Consider the following 20,718-nt stretch of genomic DNA (forward strand, 5'->3'; position numbering starts at 1 on the left):
GACGAGATTCCAAACAAAATGCAACCATCGGCACCACAATCGCGTAGTCTTTTCTGGGGCGCGGACATTCTTGAGCAACGATCCTCGACCCTTGTCCAGCAGACCGGACCCGTTTCGTAATTCGGCATTTACCAGTTTCGCAACCCGAGGCAGCCCCATCTTGGAAGAAATGGTTGTTTTGCATACAGTCAAATTACTAACAAGGGTTGCGTTGAGTGCTCTTCATTACGATTGGCTTTCTCCTTGCTCATATTGCGCTGGTTGCAGGGGTTTTATTCCTTCGCGATGGCGAGCATCTATGGGTGCTTGGTCTGATGTTAGGCTGGTATTGTTTTGCCATGCTCGCGTTCATCGCAGCCATTTGGGTTCATTATATAAAAACGACCCGGTCCATGGGGTCGTCTCGCTAGATGCAAGCCCATTCAAATTCCGGGCCAGCCGGTGCGACGCCCGTGCCCTTTGAAGCGGAACATCTCAAAGCCAATACCACCAGTCCTCGTGCGCCTCAGTGTGCTGAAAAACCTACCGGTAACAGGCAGCTGATGAAGCGTCGGTCGCTCTTGGTATCACTTTGCGCCCTGCCTTTTGCGTCTTGCCAGGGCGAGAGTGCGACTGTTCGTTTCAAGGTTATTGCATCGGCTACGGTGGACGGGCGGCCGGTTGAAAGTTCCTCGGTGATGGAGATTTCCTATTCCAAGGTAACTCACAGCCTTATTGGAAACGGTGGTGCCACACGCCTCTATGGTGAAGCGTTAGTTCTCGATCTTGGTGGCAAAGGCACAGCCTATATATTGCCAGTCCAGCATGATCCGAACAATACCCTGACTCAAGTCTACGAGGACGGCGTACTAACAAGTTTTGGTATCAAGAATAGCATTGGTTCGCTCTCAGAAGCGGACTTCGCAACACTACGCGATGCAAGCGGCCGTCGTCCGTTCAAACCAAAATCGGGCAGATTGCCTGTGATCGTTTCCTTCAAGAGCGAAACCGATCCAAAAACGATATTTGAGATTCAGCCGGGAGAATTCGGCCGATACTTCCCAGGGGTCCAGTTCACGGGCCTCGATATAGAAATAACGACTGACCGTGTCACCTACAAATTGCAAGAACGGCTTCCCTGGCTAGACACCACCGTTGCGCCCAGAAAGATTTTTCCACGCGACCCTCCAGGGGTTTCACGCCCCCGTGATGAATTGCCCTTTAGCTACATGATTACACCAGCCAGGTTCTTTGGAGATGGAAGCCGATGACAGAGACGCCCACCGATAAGAACGTAATGTCGGCCCTCCATGGATGCTTGGTCTCAACCAAATGACAGATGGCCATTCTTCCATCGCCAAGCGCGACCAGAGCGCTACGCAGCCCGTCCTGGTATTGCGACCAAGCACCAGGGCACTCTTCGGCTTCATCTGCGTCATGGCAATCTTCTTCGTCTACCTGTCACTCATCGCCGTTGGACAGATCGAAATGAGCAGACCCACTAGTGGTGTCGGAGAGGGGTTGTTCGCGATCCTGATCCTCGTCATCATCGTCTTTGTTGTAGCGAAGGCCCGGCAGGTGGACTTCACGAAACCTATAATGGTGATCGGTCCCGACGGCATTACTGGTCAAAAACTGCCAAAACTCATCCCCTGGTCAATGATCGAACGCGTTGATATTCCTCAGACCCGCTGGGCGATGATCTATCTGACCGTGCGCAAGGACGCTGATCCGGAGATACTCGAACAGTTGCGCAAGCGGCAGCCTCTTGAAAGGACCGTTGCGATACCGCACAGATGGATTCCAGGATTCAGTTCAAGCGAGGTCAAGGATATCGTAAATCGCTATTTCGAAAGCTCACAACGGGGTTGAAGTGGGAGAGTTACCTTGGGTCTGGGTGCTCATTTGCATGGAAATCGGAGTTCGAAGCGTATGTCTGAGCGATCTGATAGGTTTTCTCAGCTGTTCAATTCAGCCCTCCATGAGCTGTTGTGTGGGCGTGCTGGCCGAGTGGCGATCCTTGGCTTTCTCCTTGGACATGCTGGCGTGGCATTGGCTGACGAGAGCGGCTGGAACGAGGAAACGTTCGGATATTATTCCTCGATCATCCGTCAACTGCCGGAGACGCACAGTCGTCTGATTGACGGCTGCGCCAAGGACGGGATTGCGAAAATGGACACCGAGACCAAAGCACAGACCGAGCGCAACACATCGATGTCGGCTGCCGAGGCGGCCCGAGACGTTTGCCGCAGAATGATCAAGGGGATCGCCTCGGGCGCGGTGACGTACGAGGTCTACCGGAAATGGCTCGACACACCCGACGATGAGAAGGTCAGGTTTCCCGACTACCAGTGATCCGTCGGCGTGCCTGCCACAACCGCGACGTGTTCTCTGCGTTGTGGGTGCTCAAGTTCCTGTGCTAATTGCACTTGGACGTTTGTTAGTTCATGCTTTCGATGCGGATTTTCATGAGAGCTTTTGGTCGTGTGCTTGTCGGTGTGATTGCCGCAATTTTACTGTTTTTTCTAATTGGCTTTGATGGCTTTTTCGTTGCAGCGCAAGCAGAGGCCTTGGCTGGTGAGCGGCCATACTGCATCGGAACAGCCGAGCCAAAGAATGCCGGGGTCTATCTACCAGTCACTAAGATCGAGGATTTGTCGTTTCGGCATATGTTCAATAGCCGTGGGCTCACAGACGAGCCAGGCCATGTTGGAGTGCATCATGCCGCGATGAAGCTTGCGGGGCCGCCAAGCTTCTTGAATTGGCCGTACAGAGTATTTGGCTTTGTCCCAGAGGTCATCAATCGGAAGTATTTCTTTCAGGAGGAAACTGCGTATCTTAAGCCGCAGCTGCCGTGCACGCCGGTGAAGCACTTCGTCAAATCTCTGAAGCTGTTTTGAGCGGGCGGGGTCGCTGTTTGTTGGTCGCCGGGCTAGATGGTGTTTGCCATACCCGATGATGGCTCCGATGCATGTTTGGCTCATGTTGGCTGAAGCTCAAACGCCAAGTCCTTCGAGTATATCGCACCATAAAGCCCAATCGACGTGTCAAACGTAACCTCTATGTCGCCTTTGACAGGTGCGGCACAGGTCTCCCAATTTGATGCTGCCTCGTCAGCGGTAAGTCGACGGATTTTAAGATCAGAGATGATCGAGACAGCGCTTCCATGCAGCCTTATGCCGGATACTTCGCTGATTTTTAGCGTAACAAGGGCGTGGCGGTCGCAAATGAAGCGGCGTTGCTGATCGAGTTCGTCGGTCATCCTGAATGCCCGGATGGCCACGAGCACATTGCCATTTACAATTTCCAAGCGCTCCAGAGATGCATCGTGGAAACGCGGACAGAAGCCGAACCAGTCTATGACGGCTTGTCCGCCAGCGAGAGAGGCAAAGAGATTTTCGTCGTTGTCCCAGTCAGAAGATGACATGTTGCGGTGCTCCTCAATAGATCAGATTCAACCGATCCGTCTTCCGCGACCGGAATACGAAGACCGTCCCTGTGAAAGGGTCCCTGTGCAGCTCGTTCTTGACCAGTCCGAACCGCGCAGGCACGCGCGACAGTGGCAATTCGAGCGGCAGACGCACCTTCTTCCATACGAATGGTGACGGAACCGACGACGATCTAGGAAACGAAACTTCAGGCACTTGACCTCAAGTACCCTTGAGGTCGCAAACCTGACAACTGCATGCTTTTTCGAAACGCAAACCGCGAGAACCGCGATGAATAACAGCATCCCGCCACCTTTGAAAATCACCATTTTATCATGCAGTCTCGATCCAGAGAGCCGCAGTCGAGACCTCGGGCGCGAGGCAGAATGTTTCTTGCAAGCGCAAGGGTGCATTCCGCAGTTCATTGATTTGCGCGATTTCCGGCTGCCTGAGTTTGACAACTCGGCGTGCTATCTCGACCCCACATACAGTCAACTGCATCAGGCCGTTCGAGATGCCGATGGAATTGTGCTTGCCGTGCCGATCTATAATTGGTCCATCGGAAGCACTGCCAAAAACCTCATCGAATTGACGGGCGCAACTGGAGCAGGTAGCCGGAAATCGGCATGGTTTGACCAGATTGTGACCTTCGTTTGTGCCGGAGGGCTACCTCACAGCTATATGGCGTATGGAGCTACAGCGATGTCGCTGATGCTGGACTTCAAATGCGTAATCAACCCATATGCCGTCTATGCCACGGAACGAGACTGGGGCGACGGGATCATGTCAGATGTCCTTTCCGCGAGGTTTCGGAAAACTCTCGAAGTTAAGCTGGAACTTGCGTCGTTATTGAAAGCGAGGCGATACACGTCAGATTGGGAAATTTAACCCGATTGAGTAGTCAGAGCACCTTTCCGGCCATGAATGAGACTTCGGAAGGTGCTTGAGGTGCCGCTGAGACCTGGCCAGATTAGTTTCACGGGTCGGTGCCGCATACCACCAGCCCTGGAACGTCTTCCGCTGGCGAAAACAGACAGGTTCTATCTGCTTAGGAAAGCTTGCTTCGCAATCTCCGCTAGACAAGTTTCACAACGGACCCGAATAGGAAATTTGATGCCAAGATTTTTTACTGCAATCATTTTCCTTGCGACGCTTTGGGCTGTCTCCGCTGAGAGATCATCCGCAGCCATGTGGCTGGTTAGGGGGCCAGCCAATACCAGCATGGCAGCCGACCCCGCCTGTAAAGGTCGCGACATCGAGCGCAACGCGCCTGACGACAGCCATCTGTGGATTGACTGCTGGATTGGCGAAAAGCATGTCACGCTTTTGATCTCTTCGGTCGCGCCTTTCGTTGCAAAGGACTTCACCTACAAAAATGCCGCCGCGATGTTTGCCAAGATTACTGCCGGAACAGAATGGTCGGTCTTCAAGGACAAGGTCCAGTTCATAGGCGGTTCGTCTTTCTCAGGTTTCGAGCCTTTCGCTCAAATGAGATTGATTGGCAGGCTGTGTGACGTCGGGGAGCAATGCGCGAACCCACAGGAAAGAGTCGTTGCCCTCAAGATGCTTGGAACTTCCAGGGTGACGGTTTCGCTGATTGTGATGGGAGACGTCGAGCAAAAAGACTATATTGTGCATGGAAAGCGCCTTGCAACTTATCGGTATTTCCCAGACCCCATTGCTACCATGGTTGATACTTTTAACTTTGCGACGATGCAAAACCCGCCGTACTAGGTCCTGTTGACAAAGTTTCGAATACGCAGTTCGACGTTTCCTGAAGTTGAGAAGAAGCATGCACATATCAACTCCACAAGAGCCCTTTCCCGAGATAGGAAGGGTCCAAAACCCTGCGGTGTTTTATGACGGGCAAGACGCTTTGGTGTGCTACGAGCCATCGGCAGGTCCGAAGGGCGGCAATGTCGTTCTCAGATTCGCACGGGTTCTCGATTTCCGAATGACCCCCGTCAGTATTGATGGCCGACGAGATTCTAGATATCCGGTCAATCCGGGAACCTTTAGTGAGGTGATCGGTGGCGCGGAGACCGCCAGATGGCACCGCTTCAAAGCACGGCACTGGATCATCACTTTCAATGACGTCACGGTCGAAGTCGTCTTCCGGACGGTTGAGATCATTGACCGCCATCTGGAAGAGGGGCCGCAAGATGGAGCGCTGCTAAACACTCTCAACGGGCTTCGGGGACGTGGTATCATTGCGCTCTAGGTCCTGTTGACAAGTATGGCAACCATATTTTAGCGGTGGCCAAGGCGAAAAATGCCGAATGGTTATGTCGTATCGGGTGGCCACGCGCCGGAACTGTTTGAGCCTGTTGATGTGCTTCGGCAGATAGCCCAGAGCGTGCGCACTGGGCTGCGTCATAAATAACCATCAAATAAATCAACCAACGTGTGGGCGCTGTGAGGCGCGATGTCGCTTACTTATGAGCGATGCTCGGAACGACCGCATCCGTTGCGACCGAAGCCACCACACCACCGTCGACATCGTACATGTTATCACACGAACGGTCCTGCTTCTCTTGGAGACGCCCGCTGCCGCTTAACAAATGCGCGGCACGCATACCAAGCTGGATAGGCCGCTAGAATGATTAGCTGCTGCAATAAAACGGCGGCGACGAATACAAACTGACTTACTTCGCCTGGCTCATAAGAGTCGTCCACAGTGGTGATATCTGGCGTGAACGTCACTCTGTCGCATACGTATACCGACAGGACGATCCAGATCACCGCCAAAAAATGCAATGTCTTCCCGCAACGTGGCCATGTGCGCCCAGCGATAAAAGCCACGAGCGGAGCTGCGAAGTTGCTCGTAAATATGATGGCGAATGCGAGTTCAGGCTTGATCATCGAAAATTGATTCTTCCGGCGTGTTGCGGCGCAGGACGAGGCTCTGGCCTTTCGCGCTCAGACCTCTGTCCATAGAATTCTATCTAAGAGACCGAATAGCTCAATGGCTGCCACGCGCTATCAATCATCGCATTCCATGTCAGCGATGTCGCCAGCCAACACTTCAGCGTGCTCGGACAGAACGGCAGCCACATGGTCGAGAGGCATCGCCTATTCGGGATCGCTGTCAAAAAGCTGTTCCTGTTTAGCTTTCAACTTGCCGATATAGAACTGATGAATACGCAATGATCCGGTCATTTGGGCGAGGCTTGGCATGCTGATGCTCCCATAGGATGAAGTCGAGGCGGTTGAGATAGTCGGGTGGGGGTAAATCAAACGCGCGTGGGCAACGCAACCGGTGGATTGTCGGAAGATGATGTTCAAGAGATAACGGCGTTGATGAAGGTGACAGGAGCGAAAACCAACTGACAAGATGCCCCTGCGGGCCTTCGCGACACAGAGTGCATCGAGCCGAGTGACGGCTCAGTGTTTTGCCCTGAGTTGTCGAGCCATTTCTGACAGGCTCGTGGATCGTATAGCACGTATGCTGTCACTCAGTTTCGCAGCCTCCGGACTATCGCATCGTGGCTTTTGAGCGTGATACATCTAATGTGCTTGTCCGCAGGAACAGTTCGCCAGTCTGAGAGCTGCACGATTACGACGTCATCTTCCGGGTATACGTGAATGAATTGGCCAAAGCGTCCGAAAGCGAAATAATCGGGCCGGTTGCGTCGTAGCCACCAGTAGTAGCCGTATCCAAGCTCACAGCTCGGATCAGCATGATCGCTTTCTTTGTCCAGCCCATCAAAGCGGCCCTTTAGTGGCGCGGTCGCGAGATCGAACCAGGCGGCGGGGACGCCTCTGCCCTGACCCTTTTCCAACGCAAACCTCCCGAAACGCGCGAGATCATCTATCCTGGCTCTGAAACAGCAGGGACCGGACGGATCACCATCGATGTCGACATTCCAGCTGGCCTCGTGAGCCGCACCTATCATTGCCCATATGCCCCTTTCAAACTGCTTCAGCGGAGGTCGCGCGGGGGATAAATCTTTGACCACGGCAATAGCCATCGCTACATCAAAAGCTGAGTAGTTGAACTGGCTGCGCGGCTGACGGGCCAACCTATAGCGTGACGCGAAGCCGATAAGGTTCTGTTTACGGGGCGGGACTCGAACCTGGTCCTGGTAATAGACTTCATCCGAAAGCAGCCAAGGGGAGCCGGACTCACGCCACTGGATATTCGAGCGCATCGACAGCAGATCATCCATCGAGACTTTTGCGTATCCATCCGCGAGCTTCATTCTGTGCGGAAGGGTGAGAAAGCTTCCCAGCTTTCGGGTCATTATGCGCTCGAATTGCTCGCGCGTTTGAAGATGATATCGCTCAGCCAGAACCTGGCCGACGAGCGTCGATGTCAGTGATTTCGCCATCGATGCGATGCCGTAGTCCTTATAAGGGCCGTTCTTGCCTAGTTCACACGTATCCGTGCCATTGTATTCCTCGATGCGGGTGGTGTGGCCTTTGATAACGAACAAAGCGCACACGCCGGTCTTCCGCACGAACTCGTCGAGGTCACATCGCGTCTCGATTGTACAAAACACCCGAATTCCACTCGGAACGTTCTGGAGTGGTTCGATGGATGAGTGAGAGGAGGGCGGATGAATGGGAAGATTTTTGATAAGCTCCTTCGCAGTTGGGCTCGAAAACGAAACAAGTGTTGAGAGCGCAATTGCGAGAATGGTGCGGAACCAAAAGTTCACGAAATCTCCTGTGCATGATCGGGTTCTTGTGAGTTTGGCGAGGGATCGGTCTTGCGGCCAGGCCAGTACAACCAGAACAGCGGGTCTTCCATCCTGATGAGATTGTTTCTCTGCCAAGCACCCACCTGATGCCTCGTGCCATCGACTGCCGTTGCCGTCGTGCCATCCGGCCGCAGCACGGTGAGGGCAACGGCGTCGACCCAGCTATCAGTCATCAAACCCCGTGAAAGCCCCGGCACCCTATTTGCGAAGTTGGGGGATCGGCCTTTGGCATCAGCACCGATTGGGAAACCGGCGTCCCGCAATATGCCGGGAAACGATGGATGATTGATCACGTCGCCATCGAATTTGATCCCAAGGTGTTGCCATTCCCTCGTGAAGTGTTCACCCTCAAATTTTAGGGTTTCTTCCTTCTGTGATCCGGCTGGAGCGGGATCGTCGAAATTCTTGCCAAATGGTGCCGTCACGGACGGATCGGTTTCGTAATAATCGATTGCATTGTTGACGTGCACAAAATTCGCGAAGCGCATCTTCTTCGCTAGCGGTGCACGAAGAACCCAGCTGTTGTTGAAGACGTAGTGGGGGCCGTCGGCGACGTGCTCAGTCGGGAATTTGAAGAACTGCCCCCTCGTGTGCGTGTCCTCGTCGGGACCGGGTTTTCGGAGATTCCATCCGACATTTCCGTAAACGTAGAAATAGCCGGATCGCGCCATTTGCATCGAGAACGGAATATAACAGTCGACGATCATGTTGTGGCGGATCGTCCAATTCCAGGCAAAGTGCTCCGGCTCGATGGCATTGTCGCGAATGCGGATGAACCAGTTATTCTCGATTAGGACGTTGCGCGAGCAGCTTTCGACAATCGACTCGGCCACCTGGTTGAAGAAATGAATGCCGTTGAAGGCGTCAGCGATGATGTTGTTTTTGATGACGACATAGCCCTCAATATTCCAGGCACGGAAGAAGTCGCCATCGTATGCTCGCGCGTCTTCCTCGATGCTAACGGACTTTCCAGTCTCCGGCCGTTCACCATGCACTTGAATCCAATCTACGTCCCGCCAAAGCTCGGATTGCTTGCCGTCAAGCTCCTTCTCGATAGTTCGTCCGTCGCGAAGGGCCTCGCATATCTCCCATCCATTACCGCTTGGGTCCTGCACCCAATCGCAGTCCTCAATAAGAATGTGACGCGTTGTAATGCCGGTGGCACCGATGGCGAATGTGCCTCCACTGATCTTGAGGCCTCGCAGCGTGATGTGCTGGCAGTTTTCAAGGTAGACCGCCGTTGGCCAGCAGCCTTCAAAGACCAATTTCTCGATGTTGATCCATTGGCAATTCTTCAGGACCAGAGCTGCGTTGTCAGCAAGGTAGTAGAGACCCGGAAAGCGCCCTCCGGCCTCCTGAGCAGCCGCCAGCTCGTTACCGGTCTTCCTGTATTCCCTGAAGGTGAGGCCAGACCCGAGCACCGCGCCAGAGCCGCAGATGGTGATCGGATCGACTTCGCTCCCGGCGAGCGCTGACAGAACGATAGGCTGATTGTATTCACCTGTCGTCAGCCGTAGACGATCTCCAGGGGAGAGCTGTCGAACTTTCCTATGCACGGTTTCGGGACGTGCGTCGCGTATTCTTCCCATGCCCAATATCTCCATTCGCCTGGCTGATTAAGGAGCCGCCCAGACGGTGAAGATTGGGAAGTGATCGGAGCCGAAAGTGTCGGGTGCCACCTTGGGGACGGCGAAAGATGCCGCTTGACCAACCGGCGCGGTCATGTGGTCAATCGCCTTGTCCGCAAAGTCGGTATCTTTGAATGTCCGACCAAGGTCTTTCGTCAGCATCGTCCACTTCTCACTACCCGACAACGGCACCGTCATGACCGCAAAGGTGTCGTCAAAACCATCGCCTGTGCAGCTGCTGGCAGGGAAGGGAGCTTTCGCGCAGGAGAAGGCCGCCAACTGACAGTCGTCAAAAGAACGGCCGAACTTGCCGGGTTCGAAGGACGTGTTCCAGTCCCCAGCGATCAGCACCGTGCGGCCATCAGTAACAGCTTGGTCCGCGACGGTTTTGGTTGCCGCTATCACTCGTTCGCGTTTGAAGGCGTTGTCTTTGTCCGCCTTAGCCTTCACGTCTGAACCGTTGTCCAGAATGCTTTGGAGGGTAGGGACGGTAGGCAGGCCGAGCTTTTTCAAGCCCTTGATTGCATCGTCCGCAGCGAAGCAAGCGTCATTCGAGTTCGATTTCAGGTGAACCGGGAAGACGGTCAGGCCATTTGCAAGATCGACGCGAAGGGTCCCGCGATCAGTCGCCGCCAACCCCATCATGTCGATGCCCTTCAACGGCATCTCCTTTACCGGAATTGAGCTGTCGCCATCTGGCTTGGCGTTCGTGAATACCTGATGGGTGTGCCCCTCCGGTTTGGGATCGAACTCGATCACGGAAGTGATCGGTATCTTCGAAAGGACGCCGACCTCCAGGCTTGCATGGATTTCGTCGCCCTGGACTTGGCCATCGGAAACCGTTGCATAGAAGGTCGGCCACCCGATGGCGTCGGCAATGGCCTTCAGATCGGCACGTCCCGTCAGCTCGATCATAACGATCACGTCAGGCGACAGGGTGTCGGCCATCTTCTTGTAGTCGCTCGCCCGGGCCAGAACCTGTTCGTAAGGCGACGCAGCGATGTTCCAGGAAACGATCTTGACGTCTGCGGCCCAGGAATTGGTCGCGAGTAGCATAGCGGAAGACAGCAAAAGCGTACGCAAGCGGTCCATTTCAATAAACCCCCTCAAGTTTAGGAAATGCGGATGCGAAGTATCATTTAAGCTCCCGAAGACTACACGGTTAGCTAGAATTTACAAGATCAATACTACTGAAGTGCATCCTTTCTGGTTCTTTGCGGCTCGGCAGCAACCTCATCTGAAGAGGCAAGTTCGAATTGATCCATGCGCATTGTTTCCGGTCGAGGGAGCTTTGCGACAAGCATCCTGAAGCGTTTTCGCTTACCATCAGTCCGTCGCAGAGTTTCGCGATAGCGCATACCAGTCGGGTGAGGGGCCTAAGCTGGTCGCCAGAACCCGCAGCGTAGCCTTCTCGAAATTGTCCGGCCAAGGCAGATTGAGCTTCGCCGCCAATTCATAAGCCCGTGGCAGGAAATGCCGAGCAATATCGAAATTGGCGTCTATGACTTCTTCTCTTTTTGGCTTGGGGAACGGCAGAGACAACAGCAGGTCCATATCGGCTTCAGGGAGCACCTTGCTTAAGTGTAGCGCTCCGCCACGATCAGGGACATTCACCTCTTCCAGCATCAAGTTCATAAAATGGTCTCGTAGCAGGCCAATTCCGGTGACAGCTGTAAGATACTCACCCCTGCCGACGACGACCCGAAGCAGGCCAAGGACGCGGATAAATTCATTGATCAGGTATTTTACCTTGGCGGGATCGGGGCCTTTTGCGGGCATGGCTTCTGGCAAAACGTTGTAAAAGCCGTCTCTGTCAATCAGAGGCTTTACTGTTTCCTGGGTGCGATCAATGAAGGCCGAAGGCGGCATAATAGACAGATCGCACCGCAGCCAGTCCTCAGTGATCGCATTTAGCAGGACCTGCCCTTGTCCACGCTGATTCCAGAAAACAACGGGCGAGATACCCTCCAAGAGACTGCGCCACGTGGCAATCGCTTGATCTTGGTGGTCGGGCTCGACAAGCGCGATCAGATCAACGTCGCTGTGGCTATCGGGCGTGCCTCGACCAAAACTACCACCAAGGAAAAGACCCCGAACTGTCGTCTCATCACTAAGTTTCGCAGCTACGAATTCTATGAACTTTGTTTGGTCCATCCCGCCGTCTCTTCGTAAAACTCCAGATTAAGCAACCTCGTTTTCCCGACTTATCGCCAGGCAAATTGAACGGTATCTTTAAACGCCTGCCGAAGCGAAGCCCGCTCTTCCGGGGCGGATGTGCGCTCGTTCCCGTTGAATACCTGACCGTGCTCGGCCATCAGGTCCAAAAGGAAAAGGGACACATAAAGCCTGAAGACTGGGTCGTCCGGCTGCTCAGCATGTCGCAGCCAAGCCGACACGTATTCGGTTGGGCCACCATAGGCCAACAAAACGGCGAGAGTCAGCGCGGCGGGATATCTTGGATCGCCGAAGCACAAATTGTCTACATCGACGATGCCGGAGAAACTTCCATCCTGTGTCACGATGACATTCTTGGTTGTCGTATCATGTAGAAAGGGAATCGGCTCGATCCGGTCTATCTGGTCCCGGTGATCGCTTAACACTGGCCGAACGACGTCAACCATCGACGGATCAAATAAGCAGGCGGACATGATTCTCTGTCGAGAGCGATTGAGACTAGATTCCAACACTTGGGACCAACTGGAGTATGGTGCTTGCTCCGGTTGAATCGCATAGCCATAGCGACCTGCTGAAGCCGTTCTCGCTGTGATAGTTTGTGCGCGAGAGACGCTAATTGCAATTCGCTCCAGCTGCGCTGTCGTAAGATTTGCGATGACGATGCCAAGGTCCGTTCCAGGCAGCCGCTGCAGGACCAGCCAGGGAACTTCACCATGGGCGTTCTCTGCTAAAATCTCGGGAAGTGGCACACCTTGCGGCCTCAGCAGGCCCGAAAGGTGAACTGCCCCCTCCATTTCCGTTCGAGCCGACTGGTCGCCAATTCGTACGACTACGGGCAGTCGGTTGGCGAACAGTGCCTCGAAGACATAGTGGCTGGTACCCGTTGTAAACCGGCGAATGCCTGATGGCGTTTGGCCGGTTACTTCGGCGGCGATGTCGGCCGCAAGTTGCTCGGTCGGTGCGGTCATGCAGGTCCGTCCGTATCTGACTTCTATGACATCCCAGAATACCCCGGTTCGCGACGACCGCAATGACCGGTATCGGCGCTGCAGCGGATCGCTACTTCCGGCGGCTTGCCTTGAGCATGGCCATTCCCATGTCTAGGTTTACCGCATGACCAGACTGCACAAGGCGATAACCACCTTACTGAGCACCATGGGGCTGATCATTGGCGGCTGGTTGGGTTATCAACTAGCGGGGATGCTCGGCGTGCTCATGTTCATGCCTGTCGGCGCTATCGTCGGGCTTTGCGCAGGTCTTATGGGCTGGCGGATAATCTATCTCCTTGGCGTCCTTCCGTAGCCAAGTCCGATACGTCGACGTGGACCGGTCCATTATTGCTCATGGAGTGACGTTGTTGTCGTGCGGCTCGTTGGAGTCCTCATGGGGATCAGGGAGGCGAGACCGAAGGTTTGAAAAGCGTGATCTAATTGTCCAAATCATTAGCAGCACGATCCAAGCCACGACGAGAATTGCTGCCCGGGCTCCGTCTTCAGACGTGAGGGCGCAAAGAGAGCATCCTGTTTTCAAACTGAAAGAACGGCGAGCAGCATTCCCAGGTAGACTCGGATAGGATGGACTTGCGGCACACGGTGCAAAATCATATGGCTTTTTGCATCTCGGAGATGCGGCAATGCGGACCTTCAGAATCGTTGGCGGCATAACATTATCGGCATTAGTCGCAATTGCAGTATTGTTCATTTGGTCGGGATTAGCGGCGAACGATATGATCTCAAAGTGCCATGACAATTCAGCAGGCGAATACATCCCAGAGCTGAATGCGCGAAAAGCTTATTGCGGAGAGTTCGGCGCAAATACAAGTGACCCTCTGCCGCGCGGTTACTAGCAAAGCCCCACTCATACGTGCTTCGGCAGATTACCCAGAGCGTGTGCTCTGGGCTGCGTCATAAATATCCGTTAAATAAATCAACAACGTGTGGGCGCGATGTCGCTTACGGAGAACCCATGACCGGCAACAAACTTTCTTTCGCTGAGAACGACAGGATCGTTCCGGGTGCCGAATGGGACGAGGTGATGCCGGAGGACGCTGGCTGGTCAACAGCGCACCTTGCTAACCTTGCCCAAGATTTGGCGGACGGCCGCTCGACATCCCTCATGATCATCGACGCGGGCCGCATCGTCTTCCAATGGGGTGACGTTGCCTGCAAATCCAGCGTGGCATCCGTGCGGAAGAGCCTGATCAACATCCTGTACGGAATTTACATTGCACAAGGCAGGATAAATCCGAACGATACGTTGGCAGATTTGGAGATCGATGACGTTACGCCTCTGACTGCAATCGAGAAGACCGCGACGGTGCTGGACCTCTTGAAGGCCAAATCAGGTGTCTATCTGCCCTCAGTATACGATACCGACAAAGGACGCCCGCCGAGAGGAAGTCACAAGCCGGGGACCCATTGGTTTTACAACAACTGGGACTTCAATGTCCTTGGAACCATCCTGGAGCGTCAAACGGGACAAACGGTATTCGAGGCGTTCGCATCACGCGTCGCGGGACCTCTTTCGATGCAGGACTTCATGAAGGACGACGGCCATTTTCACTACGGCCCGGAATCTCGGCACCCTGTCTACAAAATCCGCATGTCGACCCGCGACCTTGCCCGTGTCGGACTACTCTATCTTCGAGGCGGGCGCTGGGGCGAAACGCAACTCGTGCCCGAGAAGTGGGTTCAAGAAAGCACTCAACCCCATTCGGAAATCGGGGAAGGAAAGGGATACGGCTATCTCTGGGTAACTGCCGCCGCAAACGCTCCTGGCGACAGCATCAGCACCGATGTGCCCATGTTTTACGCCAGCGGATTCGGCGGGCAGTACATCATCGTCTTGCCCGCGCTCGATATCGTCGTCGTGCATAAATCGGCGCGGGTCGATCACGGCGTGAACCATGCGAGAATGGGGGAGATCATACGCAAAGCGCTCGCGGCCGTGGGGCGATCAGAGCATTTCGGAAATGGATGATGGTGCGGGCATGGTGAACTTGACTAGTAGGAATGTCGAGCTACGCCCCGCGTCTTCCGCAGACGTTGACGCCCGTCTATCTCTGGGGAACCACGCCGAAATCATTGAAATGTTCGGGGTCAGTCGAAGCGACGTGAGGCCTCTGACCAGAGAGGGAGCTAGTCAGTGGCTCCAAAAACTGATCGGAAATCCGACTGCTTGGGTCATTGACGTTCACGGTCGGCTGGTAGGGGAAATACGGCTGGACAACCTTGATCCCCATGACCGCCGCGCGACCATGGCCGTTGGCATTTTCGATCCTCAATTGCTGGGCAAAGGGCTTGGAGGCGAATCCATTCGTCTTGTCCTGGACCATGCCTTCACGCATCTGCGACTGCACCGCATAGGGACAAGAGTGCTTGCGTACAACACTCGCGCGATCCGGGTCTACGAGAAATGCGGCTTTGTTCTGCAAAGAGGGAACGGAGGTTTGATTTGACTGCGTTATGTTCGGGCGTCCCGCGAGAAGCGAAGGAGCGGTTGATGACGAAGCACTCCGTTTTCCCGTCAAGTCGTTCAACAGACAGGGCAAGCGAGCCGCCGTCAGGTGCGACGGCGTAGTCAACGATCAATGTGAACACAGCGACTCCGATCTGTTTTATTCTCTTCTTCCATCAGAACGCTTATGCTACCGAGCTATCATGGATAAAGAGAGTTTCGATATGCTCTTTAATGAGCGCGTGGCTGGCCGCTTAGCTCGGCTTGGCTTCGTCTCGAAGGGCAAGACGCTGTACTTCGAGACGAAGCACTTTACAATTGCGCTCGTCAGGCTGGGTGGCCGGATGAGCGCTTCAGGGGCAATCTCGCATATTCTCTGTTTTCGGCACTCGTTTCTGCGGGATAGGACCGAACAGATTCCACGTAAGTTTCCCACCGAAGTTTTCGATTATCCCTATAAGTTCAAGCCGCTCGAAGATGCCGGTAAGGAATTAGTCTATCGACCTCAAAATCTGAATTATGATTACGAGCGCTTGCATTGGGAGAGCGCTGATGAACGATCAGTCTGTCAAAAGCTTGATCGAATAGCGGATCATATCGAGAATCGCTTTCTTCCGTGGGCTAAGACTTTGACGTCCGCGACCGCCAGGTTAGAACTCATGCAGTTTGGTGAGAAGGCGTGGTGCGAGCAAATGTGGATCGCAGACTACGCTGCACGTTCTGAGGCTGAATGACCGTTATCCGTCAAAGTACGACATAGCGCTGTCGGGTAAATCCTAATTTTCGCGGCAGAACCGGGATCACCGATTTTCCAAGAGCAAGGCTCGCTCGCAAAAGTCGGAGTTTCGCGACAGATGTCTGCGAAAGAAAGTATTCCACATTTAATTTAGGGGCTGGGGCTGCTGTGGGCGCTTTCCAACCAAGGTTGATCTACCGCTATCAGCCTTAAGCAGTCATCACTCATTGGCCACCGAGTAGGCAGCAGCGAGTTCCTTCATCAAGGCTTCAAGGGCTTCGGGGTAAGCTACATCAACACACTGAAGTTTGGCGTCTCGCGCTGCCTCTAACATTTCCCTCTTGTCGCGGATCGAACGCTCCACAAATTTCTCGATGACCAAAGCGGCTGATTGAGTGGCGTCCTTGTAGCCAGCTTCTTCCATCATGCGGGCACGTAAGAAGTCGTCTTCTGCGTACAGAAAGACAGCTCTGACGAGGTTTGGATCGAGTTTCGTCATATATTCTGGCCGTAGTGCTGACCCTTCAAGTATGAAGGGCTTCAAAAGCTGCCTCTGATTTTCGATAATCTGACATATGTACGGCCACATATTCTCGTGATGAACCTTCAAAAACCAATGCACTGTATCGTCGGAGAGACGTGAATAATATTCAGCTACCTGGGGACGGAGCGTCGGCCACGGTCTACCGGGGTGGCGGCCCAATTTGTCGGTGGAAATGAGTTCCCTACCAAGCGAGACAGCCAAGCTCTTTGCCAGTGTGGATTTTCCAACATGCGAACTACCACCAATCAAAATCCCCAAGTGCTGTTGCTGCATTCTCTGACCTCCAAAATCGCGATCAATTGGCAACTAATATTCGCAGTGAATGACCACTCTCGGCTGGTTGCCATAGTGCTGCACGGCCGGTGGCGTTTGCCATGCATTCGCGGAGCCATTTCCAGAAGGAAATCCTCAGATAGAGTGCTGCTAGTGGTTTAAAAGTGCCGGAAACTGGCTAGACCCGCGCTGTCAGTCCGTAGCCGGTGGGTGCCAATCGCTCGGTCACGTTAAGGACGGTCCACATTGCGGCCGATTCCGCCCAGGCGGCCGTTTCGGCATTCCCTTGTGTTTTTCCCGATACCGCCAGCGCCGTCTGTCGAGCGACAGCGTAGGTGGCGATTGCGGCAGCGGAGCACTGCTTCATTCCGTATCCCTTCGCAAACACGAACAGCCGTCGAATTTGTTCGTCGCCCGTATAGTCCGGATTGCCGAGATCGAGCCAGGTGAAGGCCGAGTAACCCAAATCCCAAAGACGAAGACCGGGTGCGATAGTATCGAAATCAATGATGCCCGTGGGCAAGCCGTCAACGAACACGGCGTTGGGTGGTCCCCAGTCATTGTGGCAAATCACTTCGGCCCCACCGCCTTCGTCTCGGACCATACTCGCTGCCGCATCGTGAAAACGTCGCAACAGTGCTGCGGCGGCCGAGAGTTGTTCATCATCGAAGTGGTCCAAATCCAAGGGAACACTTCCGGGGAGGAAGCTAAGAACTTCCCGGTTACGCTCGTCAATCCCCAGGAAGCGGGGCACCCCGGAAAATTGCTGCTGTTCGAGATGGAGGAGCAGGGTATGTACGTGCGACCGATCCGTCGTGATCGGTCTTCTGATGGTATCGCCAAGTTGGACCACACCCGCTGTGATCCGCCCACCGGTCATTGGTATCTCTTTGTCATTCATGGGAAACCCGGATTTGTTTATCTCGGGAATGATCGCGGCTACCCAAGACAGATGTTCGGTGTGCCTCTCGGCGGAGCGCGTCGTCAAACCGGAGCGGCCCCCAACATATGGCGATTACTTAAAATCCAGGCCCCAGCGGGCGGAGACGATAACGCCTAAAAGCACTGCTCATCCAATCGATCAAAGTTGAGACTGACAATGTCAGCCCTCTGCGCGTTGGGGTTTACCGGAACACAATTATGGCGCTGCCCAGAGCAGCCACCCTAAAAGCGATATGTCCGCGATCAAGGCGATCAGGAGACCCCAAACGATTAGCGCTCGTCGTCTTGCTGTTTTCTTCGATACAACTTGGAAAGCCGTTTTATGCGCATTTTCAGCACGACGACTCAAGTTTCCTGGCTCCAAATACCTTTTGGGACCAACATAACCGACTATGCCGCCGAGTATCATAACGAGAAAGAGAATCAGATATGAAAGCATCGGGACCATCGTTGTCGATGAGAAATTCCTTGCTGGCGTAGAGATAGCATCGGTTGGTCCTCAACGCCACCAAGGCCCGCCTAAAGTGCTTCGGAGGAACCATGACTTCGAACGACGTCCTATTGGCTGCGAAAAATCACGTTATTCCCGACAACGAATGGCACCAGTTGCCAGCGGCAAGTCAAGGCTGGTCATCGGAAGGTCTTGCCGCTCTCGCCCTTGAGCTAGCGAACGGGCGCTCGACGGCATTCATGATCGTCCAGTCAGGGCACCTGGTTTTCCAATGGGGCGATATCGCTATCAAATCGAGCATCGCATCTGTGCGAAAGAGCCTGATCAACGTCCTCTACGGAGTTTACGTTGCCGAGGGCAGGATCGACCCCAGTGCGACGCTCGCTGAGCTGGACATTGATGATAATGAGCCTTTGACACCAGCCGAGCGAAAAGCAACGGTCATGGACCTCCTGATGGCGCGGTCAGGCATCTATCTACCGTCGGTCTACAATACCGAGGCCGGTCGGCCGCCGCGAGGCAGCTATCCGCCCGGGTCCCATTGGTTCTACAATAACTGGGACTTCAATGTCCTCGGCACGATAGTCGAGCGCACGACAGGTCAAAACGTATTCGACGGACTTGTGTCGCGGCTCGTCATTCCACTTGGCATGCAGGATTGCGAGCCAGGCGATGGATGGTTTCAGCATGGTCCGGAGTCGTCGCACCCAGTATATAAAATTCGCATGTCGGCCCGTGATCTTGCTCGGGTTGGTCTGCTTTATCTGCGTCAGGGACGTTGGGGAACCAAACAGCTCGTACCTGAAAGCTGGGTTCGCGACAGCACGCTGCCGCATTCCCAGGTCGGAGCCGGGCATGGTTACGGTTACCTGTGGTGGGCTACGGCGGCGAACGCTTCCGGTGACAGCATGGCCACTCACGCATCCATGTTTTACGCCAGCGGATGGGGAGGGCAGTATGTCATCGTGTTACCTAAGCTTGATCTCGTCGTAGTGCACAGATCAGCGCCGTCATCAAAGGTTGGCAATGGCGTAAGCCATGTTCGAATGGGGGAAATTCTAAGGCTCGCCCTCGCGGCTTGCCCAAACCGCGACAGCGTTTAGTTCCCACTCGTGAAAGCCACGACCTTATTGGAAGTAGCTCCGAAGCTATGCCTGGAATACCTTTCATCGACAGGACCTTGAGACTATCCGCTCCCCGATGCACGACGTAGGGGATTGACGTCAAGACGCGTGGTGCAATGGTCCGGGTGCATCAGCAACGAGAGGTTGGAATGTCTATCGCTACATTACCTGCACCACCCTATTACGTCGTCTGCTTCTCATCGCAACGAACTGAGGTCGATGACGGCTATGGGGACGTCGGCGCTGCGATGGTGGAATTGGCAAAGCAACAGCCCGGCTTTCTGGGTTTCGAAAGCGTCCGCCGTGCTGACGGTTTCGGCATCATCAATTCTTATTGGAAGGACGAGGAAAGCATCCGGGCATGGAAAGCGGTTCTCGATCACGTCGAGGCGCAACGTCGGGGCAAGACAGACTGGTATACGCGTTATGAAATCCGCGTTGCGCTGGTTCAAAGAGCCTATGGATTCGACGCGGACGTGGTCAATCGGCAATGATCTTTGCCCACTATATCCAGGCCTGGCGTCAAGCCTCAAGTTCAAGCGTCGCCATTCTCCGACTGCAATGCGAGACGAGTGGCTCAGCGGTCTCCGCTATTCGTCCTCCAGCTAGATGTTCTGCCCTTTCGACGACTGAGCTTTTAAGGTCTTGATGAAATCAGCGACTAGATCGATTGAAGTCGCCTCGACAGCTAGCCTGTCCAAATGGTTCGCAATTTCCTCGCATTCGTTTTGAGAGAGGGAACGGAGAGTCGATCTGACTACGTTGTACTCGGGGGTTCCGCGAGAAGCGAAGGAGCGGTTGATGACGAAGCACTCCGTTTTTCCGTCAAGTCGTTCAACAGACAGGGCAAGCGAGCCACCGTCAGGTGCGACGGCGTAGTCAACGATCAATGTGAACACGGCGACTCCGATATGTTCTAGTCTCTTCTTCCATCAGAACGCATACCTTGGGGAGCGACTATCGCCGAGATTTTTGGGTCCATTCTGCAATTTTGGTCGCTGCTTCCGCCGGGGACAAATCCGTAACATCAAGCCGCAGCAGGTTGGTCTCGTCGATGCCTGCAAGGACTTTACCCTGGGCGTGGTTTCTCCTTGCCATTTCAGCATCGCGTGGCTTCCTTTTCGCAGCTCGCCCGGCTGTCTCGATGCGGCGGATGTTCTCTTCAAGATCGCAGTGGATGTGCATGCAAATTCCGAGGCAATCCGCCCCCTGATTCCGAAATGATCTCGCCCCCCAATTCCGAGAAATAGTCGCCCCCTGATTCCGAGATGATGCCGCC

The 20,718-nt window shown here is 54.3% G+C and carries 23 protein-coding genes and 1 pseudogene; 13 read left to right on the forward strand and 11 right to left on the reverse strand.

Features of this window, described 5'->3' with window-relative positions:
* The first annotated feature begins 452 nt into the window (after positions 1-452).
* The 4 genes from FHT75_RS05095 (at position 453) to FHT75_RS05110 (ending at position 2,879) form a co-directional block, all read left to right on the forward strand.
* A complete protein-coding gene (locus FHT75_RS05095) occupies positions 453-1,250 on the forward strand; it encodes a hypothetical protein (RefSeq protein WP_183844946.1) in 798 nt (265 codons plus the stop codon).
* 61 nt (positions 1,251-1,311) lie between these two features.
* Positions 1,312-1,851 (forward strand): hypothetical protein, encoded by a 540-nt coding sequence (locus FHT75_RS05100; RefSeq protein WP_183844947.1) that lies wholly within the window; start codon positions 1,312-1,314, stop codon positions 1,849-1,851.
* Between the two features lie 138 nt (positions 1,852-1,989).
* Positions 1,990-2,334, forward strand: coding sequence for a hypothetical protein (locus FHT75_RS05105; RefSeq protein ID WP_183844948.1), 345 nt, complete (start codon positions 1,990-1,992; stop codon positions 2,332-2,334).
* A gap of 92 nt (positions 2,335-2,426) precedes the next feature.
* Positions 2,427-2,879, forward strand: a complete 453-nt coding sequence (locus tag FHT75_RS05110) for a hypothetical protein (protein ID WP_183844949.1) — start codon at positions 2,427-2,429, stop codon at positions 2,877-2,879.
* A gap of 80 nt (positions 2,880-2,959) precedes the next feature.
* Here the strand turns inward: FHT75_RS05110 and FHT75_RS05115 are convergent, their stop codons facing one another.
* Positions 2,960-3,406: a hypothetical protein gene (locus FHT75_RS05115; protein ID WP_130828233.1), complete on the reverse strand. Its 447-nt coding sequence runs from the start codon at positions 3,404-3,406 to the stop codon at positions 2,960-2,962.
* A gap of 292 nt (positions 3,407-3,698) precedes the next feature.
* Between FHT75_RS05115 and FHT75_RS05120 the strand changes: the two genes are divergently transcribed.
* From FHT75_RS05120 to FHT75_RS35745, 3 genes are all read left to right on the forward strand, one after another.
* On the forward strand, positions 3,699-4,295 hold the full coding sequence (locus FHT75_RS05120; protein ID WP_183844950.1) for an NADPH-dependent FMN reductase: 597 nt from the start codon (positions 3,699-3,701) through the stop codon (positions 4,293-4,295).
* A 225-nt stretch (positions 4,296-4,520) separates the two neighbouring features.
* Complete coding sequence (locus tag FHT75_RS05125) at positions 4,521-5,141, forward strand: hypothetical protein (RefSeq protein WP_183844951.1); 621 nt, start codon at positions 4,521-4,523, stop codon at positions 5,139-5,141.
* A 220-nt stretch (positions 5,142-5,361) separates the two neighbouring features.
* Complete coding sequence (locus tag FHT75_RS35745) at positions 5,362-5,628, forward strand: hypothetical protein (protein WP_246712924.1); 267 nt, start codon at positions 5,362-5,364, stop codon at positions 5,626-5,628.
* Positions 5,629-5,918: 290 nt separating this feature from the next.
* Here the strand turns inward: FHT75_RS35745 and FHT75_RS05135 are convergent, their stop codons facing one another.
* From FHT75_RS05135 to FHT75_RS05165, 6 genes are all read right to left on the reverse strand, one after another.
* Entirely contained in the window at positions 5,919-6,269 is a 351-nt protein-coding gene (locus tag FHT75_RS05135) for a hypothetical protein (protein ID WP_183844953.1), read from the reverse strand.
* 593 nt (positions 6,270-6,862) lie between these two features.
* Entirely contained in the window at positions 6,863-8,068 is a 1,206-nt protein-coding gene (locus tag FHT75_RS05145) for a serine hydrolase domain-containing protein (RefSeq protein WP_183844954.1), read from the reverse strand.
* The gene (locus tag FHT75_RS05150; RefSeq protein ID WP_183844955.1) at positions 8,065-9,699 is read right to left on the reverse strand and encodes a right-handed parallel beta-helix repeat-containing protein; all 1,635 of its coding nucleotides are present in this window, start codon (positions 9,697-9,699) and stop codon (positions 8,065-8,067) included. The genes FHT75_RS05145 and FHT75_RS05150 overlap by 4 nt, the downstream gene beginning before the upstream one ends.
* A 27-nt stretch (positions 9,700-9,726) precedes the next feature.
* Positions 9,727-10,830: a hypothetical protein gene (locus FHT75_RS05155; protein WP_183844956.1), complete on the reverse strand. Its 1,104-nt coding sequence runs from the start codon at positions 10,828-10,830 to the stop codon at positions 9,727-9,729.
* A 234-nt stretch (positions 10,831-11,064) separates the two neighbouring features.
* Positions 11,065-11,892, reverse strand: coding sequence for a nucleotidyltransferase domain-containing protein (locus FHT75_RS05160; protein ID WP_183844957.1), 828 nt, complete (start codon positions 11,890-11,892; stop codon positions 11,065-11,067).
* A gap of 50 nt (positions 11,893-11,942) precedes the next feature.
* A complete protein-coding gene (locus FHT75_RS05165) occupies positions 11,943-12,881 on the reverse strand; it encodes a phosphotransferase family protein (RefSeq protein ID WP_183844958.1) in 939 nt (312 codons plus the stop codon).
* A 145-nt stretch (positions 12,882-13,026) separates the two neighbouring features.
* On the opposite strand from FHT75_RS05165, the gene FHT75_RS05170 reads away from it, so the two are divergent.
* The 4 genes from FHT75_RS05170 (at position 13,027) to FHT75_RS05185 (ending at position 16,103) form a co-directional block, all read left to right on the forward strand.
* A complete protein-coding gene (locus FHT75_RS05170; RefSeq protein ID WP_183844959.1) occupies positions 13,027-13,215 on the forward strand; it encodes a hypothetical protein in 189 nt (62 codons plus the stop codon).
* A gap of 663 nt (positions 13,216-13,878) precedes the next feature.
* A complete protein-coding gene (locus FHT75_RS05175) occupies positions 13,879-14,892 on the forward strand; it encodes a serine hydrolase domain-containing protein (RefSeq protein ID WP_183844960.1) in 1,014 nt (337 codons plus the stop codon).
* A 10-nt stretch (positions 14,893-14,902) separates the two neighbouring features.
* Positions 14,903-15,370, forward strand: a complete 468-nt coding sequence (locus tag FHT75_RS05180; RefSeq protein WP_183845015.1) for a GNAT family N-acetyltransferase — start codon at positions 14,903-14,905, stop codon at positions 15,368-15,370.
* A 202-nt stretch (positions 15,371-15,572) separates the two neighbouring features.
* Complete coding sequence (locus FHT75_RS05185) at positions 15,573-16,103, forward strand: hypothetical protein (RefSeq protein WP_183844961.1); 531 nt, start codon at positions 15,573-15,575, stop codon at positions 16,101-16,103.
* Positions 16,104-16,325: 222 nt separating this feature from the next.
* On the opposite strand, the gene FHT75_RS05190 is transcribed toward FHT75_RS05185, so the two are convergent.
* Together FHT75_RS05190 and FHT75_RS05195 are read right to left on the reverse strand one after the other, a co-directional pair.
* A complete protein-coding gene (locus FHT75_RS05190) occupies positions 16,326-16,922 on the reverse strand; it encodes a hypothetical protein (protein WP_183844962.1) in 597 nt (198 codons plus the stop codon).
* Between the two features lie 178 nt (positions 16,923-17,100).
* A complete protein-coding gene (locus tag FHT75_RS05195; RefSeq protein WP_183844963.1) occupies positions 17,101-17,823 on the reverse strand; it encodes a phosphotransferase in 723 nt (240 codons plus the stop codon).
* A gap of 581 nt (positions 17,824-18,404) precedes the next feature.
* Between FHT75_RS05195 and FHT75_RS05200 the strand changes: the two genes are divergently transcribed.
* Both FHT75_RS05200 and FHT75_RS05205 read left to right on the forward strand, forming a co-directional pair.
* Positions 18,405-19,418, forward strand: coding sequence for a serine hydrolase domain-containing protein (locus tag FHT75_RS05200; RefSeq protein WP_183844964.1), 1,014 nt, complete (start codon positions 18,405-18,407; stop codon positions 19,416-19,418).
* 170 nt (positions 19,419-19,588) lie between these two features.
* Positions 19,589-19,933, forward strand: a complete 345-nt coding sequence (locus FHT75_RS05205; protein WP_183844965.1) for an antibiotic biosynthesis monooxygenase family protein — start codon at positions 19,589-19,591, stop codon at positions 19,931-19,933.
* A gap of 111 nt (positions 19,934-20,044) precedes the next feature.
* Here FHT75_RS05205 and FHT75_RS05210 read toward each other — a convergent pair whose 3' ends face one another.
* Together FHT75_RS05210 and FHT75_RS05215 are read right to left on the reverse strand one after the other, a co-directional pair.
* A complete protein-coding gene (locus FHT75_RS05210) occupies positions 20,045-20,338 on the reverse strand; it encodes a hypothetical protein (RefSeq protein WP_183844966.1) in 294 nt (97 codons plus the stop codon).
* 58 nt (positions 20,339-20,396) lie between these two features.
* Positions 20,397-20,718 (reverse strand): annotated as a pseudogene (locus FHT75_RS05215) (hypothetical protein); the annotation flags it as partial.

Origin of the sequence: Rhizobium sp. BK112, assembly GCF_014193215.1 — a bacterium.
Classification (GTDB): Bacteria; Pseudomonadota; Alphaproteobacteria; order Rhizobiales; family Rhizobiaceae; genus Rhizobium; species Rhizobium anhuiense.

Coding starts and splice junctions, on each gene's coding strand:
- FHT75_RS05110 (WP_183844949.1), top strand. CDS start 2,427: ATGCTTTCGATGCGGATTTTCATGAGAGCTTTTGGTCGTGTGCTTGTC.
- FHT75_RS05200 (WP_183844964.1), top strand. CDS start 18,405: ATGACTTCGAACGACGTCCTATTGGCTGCGAAAAATCACGTTATTCCC.
- FHT75_RS05170 (WP_183844959.1), top strand. CDS start 13,027: ATGACCAGACTGCACAAGGCGATAACCACCTTACTGAGCACCATGGGG.
- FHT75_RS05155 (WP_183844956.1), bottom strand. CDS start 10,830: ATGGACCGCTTGCGTACGCTTTTGCTGTCTTCCGCTATGCTACTCGCG.
- FHT75_RS05135 (WP_183844953.1), bottom strand. CDS start 6,269: ATGATCAAGCCTGAACTCGCATTCGCCATCATATTTACGAGCAACTTC.
- FHT75_RS05205 (WP_183844965.1), top strand. CDS start 19,589: ATGTCTATCGCTACATTACCTGCACCACCCTATTACGTCGTCTGCTTC.
- FHT75_RS05175 (WP_183844960.1), top strand. CDS start 13,879: ATGACCGGCAACAAACTTTCTTTCGCTGAGAACGACAGGATCGTTCCG.
- FHT75_RS05165 (WP_183844958.1), bottom strand. CDS start 12,881: ATGACCGCACCGACCGAGCAACTTGCGGCCGACATCGCCGCCGAAGTA.
- FHT75_RS05150 (WP_183844955.1), bottom strand. CDS start 9,699: ATGGGAAGAATACGCGACGCACGTCCCGAAACCGTGCATAGGAAAGTT.
- FHT75_RS05125 (WP_183844951.1), top strand. CDS start 4,521: ATGCCAAGATTTTTTACTGCAATCATTTTCCTTGCGACGCTTTGGGCT.
- FHT75_RS05190 (WP_183844962.1), bottom strand. CDS start 16,922: ATGCAGCAACAGCACTTGGGGATTTTGATTGGTGGTAGTTCGCATGTT.
- FHT75_RS05195 (WP_183844963.1), bottom strand. CDS start 17,823: ATGAATGACAAAGAGATACCAATGACCGGTGGGCGGATCACAGCGGGT.
- FHT75_RS35745 (WP_246712924.1), top strand. CDS start 5,362: ATGACCCCCGTCAGTATTGATGGCCGACGAGATTCTAGATATCCGGTC.
- FHT75_RS05120 (WP_183844950.1), top strand. CDS start 3,699: ATGAATAACAGCATCCCGCCACCTTTGAAAATCACCATTTTATCATGC.
- FHT75_RS05100 (WP_183844947.1), top strand. CDS start 1,312: ATGACAGATGGCCATTCTTCCATCGCCAAGCGCGACCAGAGCGCTACG.
- FHT75_RS05185 (WP_183844961.1), top strand. CDS start 15,573: ATGGATAAAGAGAGTTTCGATATGCTCTTTAATGAGCGCGTGGCTGGC.
- FHT75_RS05160 (WP_183844957.1), bottom strand. CDS start 11,892: ATGGACCAAACAAAGTTCATAGAATTCGTAGCTGCGAAACTTAGTGAT.
- FHT75_RS05115 (WP_130828233.1), bottom strand. CDS start 3,406: ATGTCATCTTCTGACTGGGACAACGACGAAAATCTCTTTGCCTCTCTC.
- FHT75_RS05180 (WP_183845015.1), top strand. CDS start 14,903: ATGGTGAACTTGACTAGTAGGAATGTCGAGCTACGCCCCGCGTCTTCC.